Origin of the sequence: Mycobacterium sp. KBS0706 (genome assembly GCF_005938675.2) — a bacterium.
Taxonomy (GTDB): Bacteria; Pseudomonadota; Alphaproteobacteria; order DSM-16000; family Inquilinaceae; genus Inquilinus.
This window is the reverse complement of the sequence record NZ_VCCH02000146.1, coordinates 1-12,766: the sequence shown is the minus strand read 5'-3', so window position 1 is coordinate 12,766 and position 12,766 is coordinate 1. Positions and strand designations below refer to the sequence as shown.

General features: G+C 64.3%; 13 protein-coding genes and 3 pseudogenes. 6 read left to right on the top strand and 10 right to left on the bottom strand.

Translation table 11 applies throughout. From position 1 onward, the window contains the following. Positions 1-339: 339 nt before the first annotated feature. The 3 genes from FFK22_RS38555 to FFK22_RS38545 all read right to left on the bottom strand — a co-directional run bounded on the left by FFK22_RS38555 (position 340) and on the right by FFK22_RS38545 (position 2,205). Complete coding sequence (locus FFK22_RS38555; protein ID WP_138892960.1) at positions 340-933, bottom strand: exopolysaccharide biosynthesis protein; 594 nt, start codon at positions 931-933, stop codon at positions 340-342. A gap of 201 nt (positions 934-1,134) precedes the next feature. Next, on the bottom strand, positions 1,135-1,620 hold the full coding sequence (locus FFK22_RS43490) for a hypothetical protein (protein WP_186002894.1): 486 nt from the start codon (positions 1,618-1,620) through the stop codon (positions 1,135-1,137). Between the two features lie 150 nt (positions 1,621-1,770). After that, entirely contained in the window at positions 1,771-2,205 is a 435-nt protein-coding gene (locus FFK22_RS38545) for a tetratricopeptide repeat protein (RefSeq protein ID WP_138892961.1), read from the bottom strand. Positions 2,206-2,355: 150 nt separating this feature from the next. Here FFK22_RS38545 and FFK22_RS38540 point away from each other — a divergent pair, with 150 nt between their 5' ends. After that, the gene (locus tag FFK22_RS38540) at positions 2,356-2,637 is read left to right on the top strand and encodes a hypothetical protein (RefSeq protein ID WP_138892962.1); all 282 of its coding nucleotides are present in this window, start codon (positions 2,356-2,358) and stop codon (positions 2,635-2,637) included. Positions 2,638-2,831: 194 nt separating this feature from the next. On the opposite strand, the gene FFK22_RS38535 is transcribed toward FFK22_RS38540, so the two are convergent. Then, the gene (locus FFK22_RS38535; protein WP_138892963.1) at positions 2,832-3,692 is read right to left on the bottom strand and encodes a transglutaminase family protein; all 861 of its coding nucleotides are present in this window, start codon (positions 3,690-3,692) and stop codon (positions 2,832-2,834) included. A 557-nt stretch (positions 3,693-4,249) separates the two neighbouring features. On the opposite strand from FFK22_RS38535, the gene FFK22_RS38530 reads away from it, so the two are divergent. The 3 genes from FFK22_RS38530 to FFK22_RS38525 all read left to right on the top strand — a co-directional run bounded on the left by FFK22_RS38530 (position 4,250) and on the right by FFK22_RS38525 (position 7,095). Beyond that, positions 4,250-4,462 carry a cold-shock protein gene (locus tag FFK22_RS38530; protein ID WP_138892964.1) on the top strand — a complete coding sequence of 71 codons (213 nt, stop codon included), beginning with the start codon at positions 4,250-4,252 and terminating at the stop codon, positions 4,460-4,462. A gap of 106 nt (positions 4,463-4,568) precedes the next feature. Next, entirely contained in the window at positions 4,569-4,709 is a 141-nt protein-coding gene (locus tag FFK22_RS43485; protein ID WP_186002893.1) for a hypothetical protein, read from the top strand. Positions 4,710-4,818: 109 nt separating this feature from the next. Then, positions 4,819-7,095 carry a glycosyltransferase family 4 protein gene (locus FFK22_RS38525; RefSeq protein ID WP_138892965.1) on the top strand — a complete coding sequence of 759 codons (2,277 nt, stop codon included), beginning with the start codon at positions 4,819-4,821 and terminating at the stop codon, positions 7,093-7,095. A 258-nt stretch (positions 7,096-7,353) separates the two neighbouring features. Here FFK22_RS38525 and FFK22_RS38520 read toward each other — a convergent pair whose 3' ends face one another. Continuing rightward, positions 7,354-8,508, bottom strand: a complete 1,155-nt coding sequence (locus FFK22_RS38520; RefSeq protein WP_138892966.1) for a fatty acid desaturase — start codon at positions 8,506-8,508, stop codon at positions 7,354-7,356. Between the two features lie 787 nt (positions 8,509-9,295). Here FFK22_RS38520 and FFK22_RS38515 point away from each other — a divergent pair. After that, positions 9,296-9,640, top strand: coding sequence for a hypothetical protein (locus tag FFK22_RS38515; protein WP_138892967.1), 345 nt, complete (start codon positions 9,296-9,298; stop codon positions 9,638-9,640). A gap of 360 nt (positions 9,641-10,000) precedes the next feature. Beyond that, the gene (locus FFK22_RS38510; RefSeq protein WP_138892968.1) at positions 10,001-10,468 is read left to right on the top strand and encodes a DUF2934 domain-containing protein; all 468 of its coding nucleotides are present in this window, start codon (positions 10,001-10,003) and stop codon (positions 10,466-10,468) included. A 124-nt stretch (positions 10,469-10,592) separates the two neighbouring features. On the opposite strand, the pseudogene FFK22_RS38505 reads toward FFK22_RS38510, so the two are convergent. From FFK22_RS38505 to FFK22_RS38495, 5 genes and pseudogenes are all read right to left on the bottom strand, one after another. Continuing rightward, positions 10,593-10,924, bottom strand: a pseudogene (locus FFK22_RS38505) (IS630 family transposase); the annotation flags it as partial. Positions 10,925-11,191: 267 nt separating this feature from the next. Continuing rightward, positions 11,192-11,365 (bottom strand): exopolysaccharide biosynthesis protein, encoded by a 174-nt coding sequence (locus FFK22_RS44140; RefSeq protein ID WP_221939189.1) that lies wholly within the window; start codon positions 11,363-11,365, stop codon positions 11,192-11,194. A 103-nt stretch (positions 11,366-11,468) separates the two neighbouring features. After that, positions 11,469-11,573, bottom strand: a pseudogene (locus FFK22_RS44925) (hypothetical protein); the annotation flags it as partial. 13 nt (positions 11,574-11,586) lie between these two features. Continuing rightward, positions 11,587-11,787 (bottom strand): annotated as a pseudogene (locus FFK22_RS44920) (exopolysaccharide biosynthesis protein); the annotation flags it as partial. Positions 11,788-12,175: 388 nt separating this feature from the next. After that, on the bottom strand, positions 12,176-12,766 hold a 591-nt coding region (locus FFK22_RS38495; protein WP_306770240.1), incomplete at its 5' end, for a TCP-1/cpn60 chaperonin family protein.

Sequence of the window (12,766 nt, the reverse complement as noted above, 5' to 3'; positions counted from 1 at the left end):
GATTGGTCGAAAATTCGGTTCCGCGCCTTGCCGCGTAGGATATGCCGAGAAGCGGAAAGAAGCTGAGGCGGATGTTTGACCTCGCCGAGATTCAGGGCGCGACTAGCGGACGAGGCCAGCGCCACTAGCATCGGCGTTTCAGGCATGCTCGGACTGGCAGCCCCACCATGTTCCTGACCCGGACTCGGGCAGTCGCTCTGCTGTCATTCGGATGCAGGACAGATAACTTGAACGCGGCGCCCGTGACGCTCTAGCGTCGACCCACGGCGCCCGGCGGATAACCTCTGTTGAAGCCCGCTCACCTGACAGAATCCGACGCAGCAATGCCATGATCAGCCCCTAAAGAAATCCCCGCACCCAGCCCAGTTCGCCCATTGCCTGCCAGACGGCGCCGGTGGCGATGGCGAGAAGCAGGGCAGAGGCCGCGAGGGCGACGCAGAGCAAGATTCCATCCTCCTCCAGATAGGCGATGGCGAGCAGGGCGATCGCCAGGGCGGGCGGGATGTTGCTCAAGGGGATCGGCGCCAGCAGCAGCACGCCAAGCAGCAGCACCACGAGGCCGACGCCGCGCTTGGTCGCCTCGAACGGCATCGGCCAGCGCGGATGGATAAAGCCCTCGATGGCGCGCAGCATCGGCACCGCCCGGCCCAGGGTGCGCACCAGCCCCTGGGCTCGCACGCTGCGCTCGGCGACGCGGCGGGGGAAGGCCGGGCCGGTATGGCCCAGCATCATCTGCACCGCCAAGATGGCGAGCAGCGGGGCGACGATGGCGGAGGCGCCCGGCATCGCGCCGAGCAGCCCCAGCAGCAGCATGACCAGCCCGAAGGAGCGGTCGCCCAGCCTATCCACCAGCCAGCCCAGGGTCACACGTTCGCCATCCACGTCGCGCAGCAGGCCGTCGAGGAGAGCGGAGGTCGGGAGTCGTATCGTCATAGCGGCGGCAGGATATGGTCCTCTTACCGTGAGGCAATCCTCGCTTGCCCCGCCGTCGTGCATAACAGAGATGGCAGCTGTCAGCCCATTCCGGCTGTGGTGCGCCATATGGATACCCTAAACCGGCCATTGCAGCCGCTCCCCGAAGCCGACATGTCCGCAGCGACCAGGAGCCGAAATTCAAGTTTCGCGTTGGTCCGGTTACCGGCTCGCGACATAGGCGACGAACAGGGCACCGCACGCAATCGCGAAGGTCCAAGCCAGCGCGTAAAGATTGAGCACCGGCCAATCTCGCCAGCCCTCCAGGGCCCGATCGAACGGGCGTGACACCGCGTGCCGGCTCTTCTGCTCTCCTTCGCGGGCGTTTGAGGACATGTCCTCCTTGGTTCTGCCCTCCGCCGATGACTCGGCCGGAGTCGGATGTGGCGAAGGCTCGGCATCCCGCGCCAGCGCAGCCGCCAATTCCTCAGGATCCACCGTCACGACCCGGACCAGTTCCCCGGTTCCAGGCCGTCCGGCCAGCCGGATCATCGTCGCGATCCGTCGATAGACGGGAGGCGACGAGACGTCGAGCGGCTCCTCGTCGGTCTCCACCGTATAGGTCCCAGGTGGCTGTGCTCCGTCGATGCCGCTCAAGACGAAAGGCCGTGTGAAGGTGACGGTTTCGCTACGTGTTCGCAGGGTCATCAGAGATCCTCCGATTTCACCTCGCTGCGTTCCTCGACCTACCGTCTCGCTGATCCGGCCCGGACTACAGGAATGCCCGCCAGGTGGCGTAGACGGCGATCAGCACGATCAGACCGAACGGAACTACGATGGGAGGAACGGACTAGGTCTTCATAGCGCCGTCCTTCCGAGGCCCGACGATAATCGTGCTGCGGAGGTCCTCACCTCTGTCCTGAGTCTCCAGACCAATGCATGGCGATGCGCCTGCGCGATTTGCGGAGCGGTCAATTGTGAGGCAACGCGCTCGTAACCCGACCGGGCATTTTGGCGGCGGGCGCCGGACAGCCCCTCCGCCGCCAAAAGAAACCACGTGCATGCCTGCAGGGCATCCTTCGACGCATACGGATCCTCGGCGTAGAGCTCGGCCAGCCGGACCTGCGCTCTGGGCAGACCCTGCCGCGCTGCGCGCGACAGCCATTTGATGGCATCCGGCCGCTTGCCGTCGATAGCGTGGACGTCGTCATCCTCGCGATCGTCATAGATGAGGCCGAGATTGAATTGCGCGACGGCATCTCCCCGGTCGGCATCGTGATGGAGACGCTTCATGCTGTCGATCCTCAATGCTGCCACCTTGATGCTGGCGTGTGCCGCCTTGAACTCGGATGTACCGACGGGTACGGCGTGACACGCAGATTGCCGAAAACCCCGAGCAAACCTCGCGCGACGGCGATATCGGGGAGGACCGGGAAGGCCCCGGTGAGCTCAGCTGTGAGTGCGCGCAGCCTCTTCGCTGCGCCCATTTTTCTTGTGCAAATGAAGAAAACGAGCGACCCGTTCCTTCAACTGGACCGTATCGCCGACATCGCGCGTCGAAATAGCATGATCGAAAAGTTCACGCTGTATACGCGTGGGCAAATCATTCCATCTCAGAATGACTGCCGCTCCAAGGCGCCGCAGGACAAGGTCTTCGTCGTCGCCGAAAGAGGCCTGATCGTGGCGCGGCTGATGCGGGGCCCCGCCTTCGCCTTCCCGTCTTGAGAGGGCTGCGATCAGCTGGCTCTTTGGTGTTGATCTGTCCGTTTTGTGAGGGGCCATTTGCAGTATATGGTGCCGCTCTGGTGCTGTTACGACGGCAAACTGCGGGTGCCCCTTCCAAGCGATCTGGTTGTTCGAGCATCATATCGATTGGTCCCGTCAGCGATTCATTTCCACGCAGGTGACCCGACGCCTCGTCACATCGATGATGTGACAAGGACCTCCACCGACAAGCCTTGGAAAGCACCGGTCATTCCCACGAAACTGCCGGCCACCGGCATGGTCTGCCAAACATTGCGCGCGACAGCGACGGGGATCAGATTGAAGCCGCCGACTCTGCGGTTCGTCGGATCGAAGGTGATCCACCCCGCGCCCGGAACATAGACTTCCGCCCAGGCGTGGGTCGACCCTGCCCCCGGACTGTCCTGGTCCGGATTGTAGAGATAACCGGAGACGATCCTCGCCCCGAAACCGAGACTGCGTGCCGCCTCGACGAAGAGGACCGCCAGATCTCGGCAGGATCCCCAGCCGCGATCCAGGGTTTGGGTCGGCGACTGGGTGCCCTCGTCCTCCCGGCTTTGATAGCGGATCCAGTCCGCGACGCCGGCGCTCAGGTCCTTTAGCAGGGCAAGCGTGTCCGTCGGATCGGCGCGGATGAACGCCCGCACCCAACCGCGCAACTGACCGGCCGGGTCCGGATATTGCTGGATCGCAAGCGCACCGAGGTCGGCCCACTCGTCATCGGAATATCGGAAAGGGTAGGAGAGAGCAGAGGCGGCAATGTCGAAGACCGGCCATGGCGTGACGTTGAGTTGGAGCTCCGCGACGCTGTCGACCACGAGATGATCGGCCATAGTCTGAAAGGTGGCTGTCGCGATGGCATTGCCGTAGACATCCTGCGCCCAGGTCATCGCCGCGGCAGGTGTCACGGCCACATCGCTCGACATCAGGCGAAGATCGCGGCTCTCACGCGGGCGAAGCATCAGCCGGTGCGGCCCGAGGCTCACCGGCTGGCGATAGCGATAGGTCGTCTTGTGTTGGATCCTGAGCGTGATCAACGAATATCCTCTATCAGATCGCTTCGGATGACCGCTCGTGGCGGAACTGCTGAGCGTCAGGAAGACGGTTCTTTCGGCTCACTCAGGCCATCTTCGCAACTGCGTTTCCGATGCATGGCGACCTTGCCGGCACAGCACAGGCTGCAGGTCGGCTGACGGATTGCACGCCGGACGCCAACCCCGATGTCCGTCCCGATCGTCGCTCCTGCGGTGGATATGGTGTCGGCCGACGGCCATTGCGCTGAAAAAGTCGCGGCGCTCTGCCCCGGAAATTTGTCCTTGACGCCCCGTCTGGTTCGCAAGCATTGCAGCGGCCTATATATTCGCCTCTGGCTTGACGGCTTACCATTTTAGTAAATCAAATATCCAATTTCCTTGAGTTTTTGTAACGGCCGCATCACGTTCTCTAAGTCGATATCAATCCGATGGTCTCGGCTTTACGCGCAATGACATGACGCAATGTCTAATTTTCTCTCGGATTTTCTCGTGGACGCGTGATTTGGACAGCCTGCAAGACTCGTGGGCCAACAGAGCTTGTGCTCGCGAAAAGAGGATTCATGACCACAGGAACCGTAAAGTGGTTCGATGTCCGGAAAGGCTTCGGCTTCATCGCGCCGGATGACGGCGGCAGCGACGCCTTCGTCCATATCAGCGCCGTGGAGCGCTCCGGTCTCGGCCACCTGCGCGAGGGCCAGAAGCTGGGCTTCGATCTCGTCTCCGACCGGAAGAGCGGCAAGGCGTCTGCCGACAATCTCAAAGCCCTGGACTGATCGCACCGTCGGCGCCCCGGCGCCTCATGGCCCGCACCCGGCGACGATTGCGGGCGTTTTCATTCATCACGGACCGCACCGGTGAATCGGGTGCAGGGGAGATCTCATGGCCAAAGGACAGAAACGCAACAATCGGGAAATCCGGAAAACCAAGCAGGCGGCCAAACCGGTTGTCCACGGGACGACCCAGGGCCTGCTGGCCCGAGCTGCGCCGACCTCGGCCGGCATTCCGAAGAAGAAGAGCTGAGGTGCGGCGCATCGAGACCCATTCATTCCCCAATCCGGCCTTTCGCCAGACCGCCCGTTCGTCGCCGCGCCGCGGTGAGTCCGCCGGTCCTCTCGATGGAGGTACCGCCATGACCCAGCTGAACCGCGTGGCCTTCATCGGAAACTCGCTCCCCCGCCGCTGCGGGATCGCCACCTTCACGACCGACCTGCAGCAGGCGATCGCGGATTCGGATGCGGCAATGGACACCGGCATCGTGGCGACGACCGATCACGGCCACACCTACGACTATCCGGCCACCGTTCGCCTCGAGGTCGCCGATGACCGGATCGAGGATTACGTCCGGACGGCCGATGCTCTCAATGCCGGCCGCTTCGACGTCGTCTCGCTGCAGCATGAATTCGGCATCTTCGGCGGTGAAGCCGGCGGCCACATCATGGCGCTGCTCTCGCGGCTGACCATGCCGGTCGTCACCACGCTGCACACGGTCCTGGCCGAGCCGACGCCGGCACAGCGGAGCGTGCTGAACCGGATCATCGGCGCATCGTCCCGGGTCGTCGTCATGGCCGAAAAGGGCCGCGAGCTCCTGCAGACGGTGTATGGGGTGCCGGCGGACAAGATCGATGTCATCCCGCACGGCATTCCCGACGTCGCCTTCGTCGAGCCCGCCGCGGCGAAGGCCAAGCTCGGCTTCGCCGGACGGCCGGTCATCCTGACCTTCGGCCTCTTGTCCCCCAACAAGGGCATCGAGGTCATGATCGACGCGATGCCGTCGATCCTGCAGGGCCGGGCCGATGCGGTCTATGTCGTGCTCGGCGCGACACATCCCAATCTCGTCCGCGACCAGGGCGAGGCCTATCGCGAAAGCCTGGCGGCCCGGGTGCGCGACCGCGGCGTCGCGGGCCATGTCGTGCTGCTCGACCAGTTCGTGGACCGGGCGACGTTGCTCGAGTTCATCGCCATGTGCGACGTCTACGTCACGCCCTATCTCAACGAGGCGCAGATGACGTCGGGGACCCTGGCCTACAGCTTCGGGCTGGGCAAGCCGGTGGTCTCGACACCCTACTGGCACGCGCAGGAGCTGCTGGCCGACGGCCGCGGCATCCTTGTCCCATCCGGCGATGCACCAGCCATCGGTGCCGCGATCGCCGGGCTGCTGAGCGACGACAATCGCCGCGAGGCGATGCGCCGGCGGGCTTATGCCAGCAGCCGGTCGATGACCTGGGCGCGCACGGCGGGACGATATCTGGCCGTGTTCGAGCACGCCCAACGCGGGCATCGGCTGCGGGTGATCGAGGGGTACGACATCGCCGTGCCGTTGCGCGATGGCTTCGCTCCGCCGGAAATGCAGCTCGGCCACTTCCTGTCGATGTGCGACGACACCGGGCTGTTCCAGCATGTGGTCCATTCGGTGCCCGATCGGTCCCACGGCTATTGCGTCGACGACAATGCCCGCGCGCTGCTGGTGGCCTGCGCCTTGAATCATCCGCGTAAACAGCGCCTGCCCGAAGCCCTGACGGCCCGTCTGGCCGCCTTCGTCCAGCATGCGTGGAACCCCGACACCAAGCGGTTCCGCAACTTCATGAGCTTCGACCGGCGCTGGCTCGAAGCCAGCGGTTCGGAGGACAGCCATGGGCGGACACTCTGGGCCCTGGGCGAGTGCGCCCGCAGCGACGCCAGCCCGTCGCGCCGGCGCTGGGCGACGGCTCTGTTTGCCGAGGCGCTGCCGACGATCGAGGGCTTCGGATCGCCGCGCGCCTGGGCCTTCGCCCTGCTCGGGCTGGACGGATATTGCGCGGTGGTGCCCGAGGACACCCTGGCCGAGCGGGTCCGGCATGATCTGGCCGAGCGGCTGATGGCGATCCTGGCCGCGGTCGAGACCCGGGACTGGGTATGGTTCGAGGAGGGGCTGGCCTATGACAATGCGCGCCTGTCCCAGGCTCTGATCGTCACCGGAATGGCCACCGGATCGCTGGGCTTTGTCGATGCCGGCCTGCGGACCCTGCACTGGCTGATGGCGCTGCAGACGACGCCGGCGGGCGTGTTCCGCCCGGTCGGGTCAGACAGCTTCGGCGACAAGCGGACGGCACCGCGGCCCTTCGATCAGCAGCCCCTGGAAGCCGCGGCGGCGATCTCGGCCTGCCTGGCGGCGTGGCGGGCGGATGATGACGCCGAGTGGAAGGCCGATGCGGCGCGTGCCTTTGCCTGGTTCCTCGGCGACAACGACCTGTCGCTGTCCCTGGTCGACCCGGACACCGGCAGCTGCCGCGACGGTCTGCATCCCGACCGCCTGAACGAGAACCGGGGCGGCGAGTCGGTCGTGTCCTATCTTCTCGGCCTGTCGGAGATCCGCCGAGCCACCCGTCTCAGCGACGGACGCGCGAAATTCGTGCCGCGCCTGGCCTAGGCGCATGAGCTTGGACGAACCCTTACCGAACCAGCCAAGGAGGCCTTGGCGCAAGTCATGTTCCCAAATGTCTCGCACCGATCGGCGCCGCAAGTGCCCGATATCGTGCGATACGAAGTGTCGCGACCTGGTGCCGATTCACACATCCCTAGGCGCTCCCGAAGCGGGTGGCGCCATTCGGAGCGCCGCCGCTTCGGGCTGCGGCCAGCGCCTTCCAGGCTGCCGCTCGAACCGGCCCGGCAAGCCTGCACCATCCGGTTACCCGCTATATTCACGGATTCCGGAGGTCTCCGCACGACCTTGCAACGATTTCATTCTGTTCTGGCCGCCAGAAGCCCTCTCATTGCCAATTGAAAACGTATTCTTCTCCACGTGCGGCTTTTGGCGAGGATTGCACGGGAAGGCCACCATCTGCTGCCGCGTCTCATCCCATAGCGCGAAGAACGGTGCTCGCAGGGCATCCCACAGGCTCAGGCTCGGCACGGCATGCAGTTGCTGGATCGCGGCGTGACAGGCCGGCAGGCGGTAGTTGGGGATGCGCGGATTGAGGTGGTGGATATGGTGGAAGCCGATATTGCCGGTGAACCATTGCAGGATCCGCGGCAGCTTCAGATAGGATGAGCCCTGCAGCGAGGCCGCGCCGAACGTCCACTCCGCGTCCCGCTGCCACAGCGCCTGTTCGAAACGATGCTGAACCGCGAACAGCCAGACGCCGATGATCGACGCGATCGTCAGGATCGGCAGCTGGACCAGCAGCACGCGCTCGAATCCCAGGACAAACCCGAGGCCACCGAACAGACCGGCGATGCCGGCGTTCGTGGCATGGACCGACAGCCGTTCCCGGCGCCATGCCTTCGGCGTGTCGAAGGGAATCCGGTAGAGCAGCAGGAAGACCAGCGGCGGCAGCAGCAGGCCGGTGATCACCGGATGGCGGCTCAGCCGATACAGGAAGCGGCGGCGCGGAGTAAGGGCTTGGTATTCCGAGACGGTGAGGCAGGTCGAATAAATGTCCACTCCGCTGTCGCGCCGGTCGAGGTTGTTCCAGACAGCGTGGTGTCTGGCGTGCTGGCGACGCCAATTGGCAAACGGCGTGAAGGTGATCAGACCGCACAGGCGGCCGAGCACCATGTTCGCACGCGGTGAGGCGAAGAAGGAGCCATGTCCGCAATCATGCTGGATGATGAAGAGGCGGACGGTCAGGCCGGCTGCGACCACGGCCAGCCCGAGCGTCAGCCAGTACGACACCCCGAAGCTGGCATACATCGTGGCGCAGACCGCGACAAAACCGGCGAGTGTCGAGGCCAGCTGCCAGATCGCCCGCGACAGGCTGGGCGTCCGGAAGCGGGCCACTTCGGCCCGAAGCGGCGCATCGGCCTCGACCAGCTTCCGACTAGGCTTGCACTTTTCAGTCAATGTCGGCCTCCTTGGAAGCCGGATCCCGTTGCAGCGAAATACAAGGCACTGTCATTCAGGTCGATGGTCCTAATGCCGACTCAACGGGATAAATGGACTGCCAGTTCATCCGAGGCGAACCCCTTCTGGAAAAAAATTCAGCACTCGCCACCGGACCGGGTCTGTGCGGCGTGAAGCTCGTCATCACCGGCGACCACGAATGGGTAGCGGCTCCGAAAATGTTCAGCGCCACACACTGGAGGTGCCGAGTGCACTGGCTCAGAACGAGCTTGCCCACGTGCCGGCGGGTGCACTTCATCGCAGTTCACCCACAGCTTGACCAGCTTGCGTCGGTCCTACTCTCGACGCCGGTTGCACCTGCCACAATGGGCGACGATCCCGTTCCGGCCGAGACATCGGATAACCGCATCCCGATTCCGACCGTCCCGAAATCGCTCGCGCACCACGGCACCACGAGGCCGTATCGCCGCTATAGCTCAGCCATCTCCTCGGGCAACCGGCCGAAGCGGGCCAGGACGACCCCGGCTCACCCTCGCCGCTCTTACTGTATTTCGCGATAATCCAACACGGCGCCTCAATGCGCGATTTAGATTTTCCATCGGCAATGAGTTGGAATGGAAATCGGAATGAAGCCGCGACGCCGAGGAAATCCCCAACCGTTCTCCGGACATTATTCGTCAAGCCGATGAATACATTCGACAATTAAAATGAATGACCCTGCGCCTCATTCGTGATATGATTTCTTCTTCGAGGAGAGGTTATTTCTCCTCCATTGAAAGCCAAAATCATGAAGACACCTGAATGGCTACGGCCGGCGCTCTATGGAGCGGGCTGTGGTGCTGTTGCGATCGCCGTCGTCGGCTTTACCTGGGGCGGCTGGGTCACCGGCGCATCAGCCCGGCAGATGGCTCAGAACCAATCCAAAACCGATATGGTCGCCGCGCTTTCCCTGATTTGCATTGACCAGTCGACGCGCGACCCGTTGCTAGCGGAGAGGCTGGCCGAGCTGAAGGCCGCGTCGGTCTACAGCCGCGGCGATCTGGTGGTCAAAGCCGGCTGGGCGACAATGCCGGGGATGACCGAGGCCAATGCCCAAGTCGCCAAAGCCTGTGCCACCCAACTCGCCGGCTAGCTAAGTTTGTGCGGGTGCGGACTGAATCCCGCACCCGGCTCCGTCCCAACATCAGTTGGATGAATGCCGAGGAGAACGACGATGACGCGTCGCCCGTCCAGTGAAGCCATTGTCATCGAGTCCTACCGGAAGAGCCGCGACAACGGAGCAGACGATTGGAGCGCATGCGAGACCGCTCTTGATCAGTTCCGGCACTGCCATCCCGAGGCGTCGACAGAATATGCAAACACGTTCCTTGCTCAAGCCTTGGCGGACCTTCGGCTGCCTGTGTCCGATTAGTCAGCGCTCCGTCGCTCGAATCATGGTGGAAGGCACTGATAGATCTAAAGTGTAACTTATATGCATTGAGAAAGTTGGCAGATGACAGAACGCTTGGTTGATGTGTCGAACAGCAGGAATACTGTTTTGCACACTTATCCAATCACGATCGAGGGCACTAATCCTGCTCCGAATGACGAGCAGTATGAAGAGAAGGCACTGAGGGCGGCAGCTCGCGCCCAACTGGTACCCAATGCCGAGCTCAGAACTTTGACCGCCAGAATGCATGTCGATCACGGCGGCGCGCTGGCGCCGTATGGTGATGACAACAATGCACTTTCGCAAACGAAACAGGGGCTCGACCAAGCCATACGCGAACAGGCCTACTTCCTGTGGCAGAGGGAAGGATCGCCACACGGACGTGCCGTCGAATTTTGGGATCGTGCACGTCAGCAGCATCTTCGCGAGAGCGCTTACCTTCTCTGGCAGCAGGAGGGTTGCCCGGAAGGCCGCGCCGACGAATACTGGAGCAGGACTTGTGCGTTTGAGAACTCTTCCGGGAATCTGTAGTTGTATCGAAATCCACGGCCGGTTGGTCCAGGCGCGCACCTCGGCTACTTGTGAGCAGTGTAGTCGTACCGCCTTCGACGCTAGCCGAGCTTCGAAGATGACGTGACGAGATTGCTGGCCGGGGGACGGCACTGCGGAAGCGGATGAACTCCTGATGTCAATGGCGCGGTACGCACTGGTGACCGTGCCGTCAACGATGGTTGAACGCGGCGAAGAGCGTAGTCGTGCCGTGGCGCTTGTAGTCACGGGTCATGGTGCCCGCGCGGCCGAGCTTCATCGCCAAGCCGAGTTGAGTGCGCTCGAGCGCCTGGATCGGGGACGGCTCGTCGACCAGCACGAACGCATGAGCCCGCGGATCGACGTAGAGGCCGACGGACTCGCGCAGATTCACACTAACTCCGGATCAGGCGAGAACTTGCAATAACGTATCCGCTGCGGTGCGAGCAAGTGCCACACGCACGGACTGCATACTCCGGTTATTGCTCGCGCCCGGACCGCGCTTGACCCACGGCATGGCAATCGCAGGCCGTTGAGCTTTTGAATGACTGCCCTTCACCGGTCCGACCACGAACAGCGTCAGAGTGCTTGTAGGGGCAGAACGTGTCTAACGAGGCGCGTCCGTTCTGCGTGGCGGCGCTGGTATCGACCACGCCCGCGCCCCGGCCGAAGATCTCGGTCAGCCGGACACCTGCTGGAAGTCGGTGCAGAAGGCCGTGATGACCGCTAAATGAGGCCCTGCACCCAGCCCAGCTCGCCCATCGCCTGCCAGACGGCGCCGGCGGCGATGGCGAGCAGCAGGGTGGAGGCCGCGAGCGCGATGCAGAGCAGGACTCCGTCCTCCTCCAGATAGGCGATGGCGAGCAGGGCGATCGCCAGGGTGGGCGGGATGTTGCTCAAGGGGATCGGGGGCCAGCAGCAGCATGCCGAGCAGCAGCACCACCAGGCCGACCCCGCGCTTCGTCGTCTCGAACGGCGTCGGCCAGCGCGGATGGATGAAGCCCTCGACGGCGCGCAGCACCGGCACGGCACGGCCGAGAATGCGCGCCAGGCCCCGGGTCCGCACGCTGCGCTCGGCGACGCGCCGGGGGAAGGCCGGGCCCCGCATGGCCCAGCATCATCTGCACCGCCAGGATGGCCAGCAGCGGGGCGACGATCGCGGATGCGCCCGGCATCGCGCCGAGCAGCGCCAGCAGCAGCATCACCAGCCCGAAGGAGCGGTCGCCCAGCCTGTCCACCAGCCAGCCCAGGGTCACGCGCTCGGCATCCGCGTCGTGCAGCAGGCCATCGAGGAGGGCGGAGGTCGGGAATCGTATCGTCATAGCGCCGGCAGGATAAGGCCCTCTTACCGGGAGGCAATCCTTGCTCGCCCCGCCGCCGCGCGTCACAGAGATAACCGCTGCCCGCCAATTCGGGCTGGGGGCGCCAAAAGCGGTCGCCGCGCCAGCGTTCCGATACCGAACGTACCCGAAGCACACGGGATGTGGCCAGTTGCGGTCAGCTCGGGCGGGCTGGGGTGCACCATTTCGGGACATTTCGCCGGACTTCCGATAGCGAACGTCTTTCGGAGGGCGGCAGCCGAGCCTGAGCGCAACGACCGGTACGTGGGCCACGGTCCTCCCCACTCGACGGGCGCGAGAAGGAGGTGGGCCGCGACGGGTGGGCCGCGACGGCCGAAGCCCTTCAGAGCCGTCCCGCGCGCCGGCGGGATCAGAAGTCCATGCCTCCGCCATCGGATGCCGCCGGGCCGGCCGTCTCCGGCCGCGCGGCGACCATGGCTTCGGTCGTGATCAGAAGGCCGGCGATCGAGGCGGCATTCTGCAGCGCGATCCGCACCACCTTGGCCGGGTCGAGGATGCCGGCCTTGACCATGGCGGTGTACTCGCCCTTCTGGGCGTCGTAGCCCCAATTGTGGTCCTCGCTGTCGAGCAGCTTGCCGACCACCACCGACCCGTCGCCGCCGGAGTTCTCGACGATCTGCCGCACCGGCGCCTGCAGCGCCCGGCGGACGATGTCGATGCCGACCCTCTGGTCGGTGTTCTCGGGTTTCAGCATGTCGATGGCGCGGCTGGCATAGAGCAGGGTGACGCCGCCGCCGGCGACGATGCCCTCCTCGATCGCGGCGCGGGTGGCGTGCATCGCGTCCTCGACGCGGTCCTTGCGCTCCTTGACCTCGATCTCGCTGGCACCGCCGACGCGGATGATGGCGACGCCGCCGGCCAGCTTGGCCAGGCGTTCCTGCAGCTTCTCGCGGTCGTAGTCCGAAGTGGTCTCCTCGATCTGCGCCCGGATCTGGTTGCA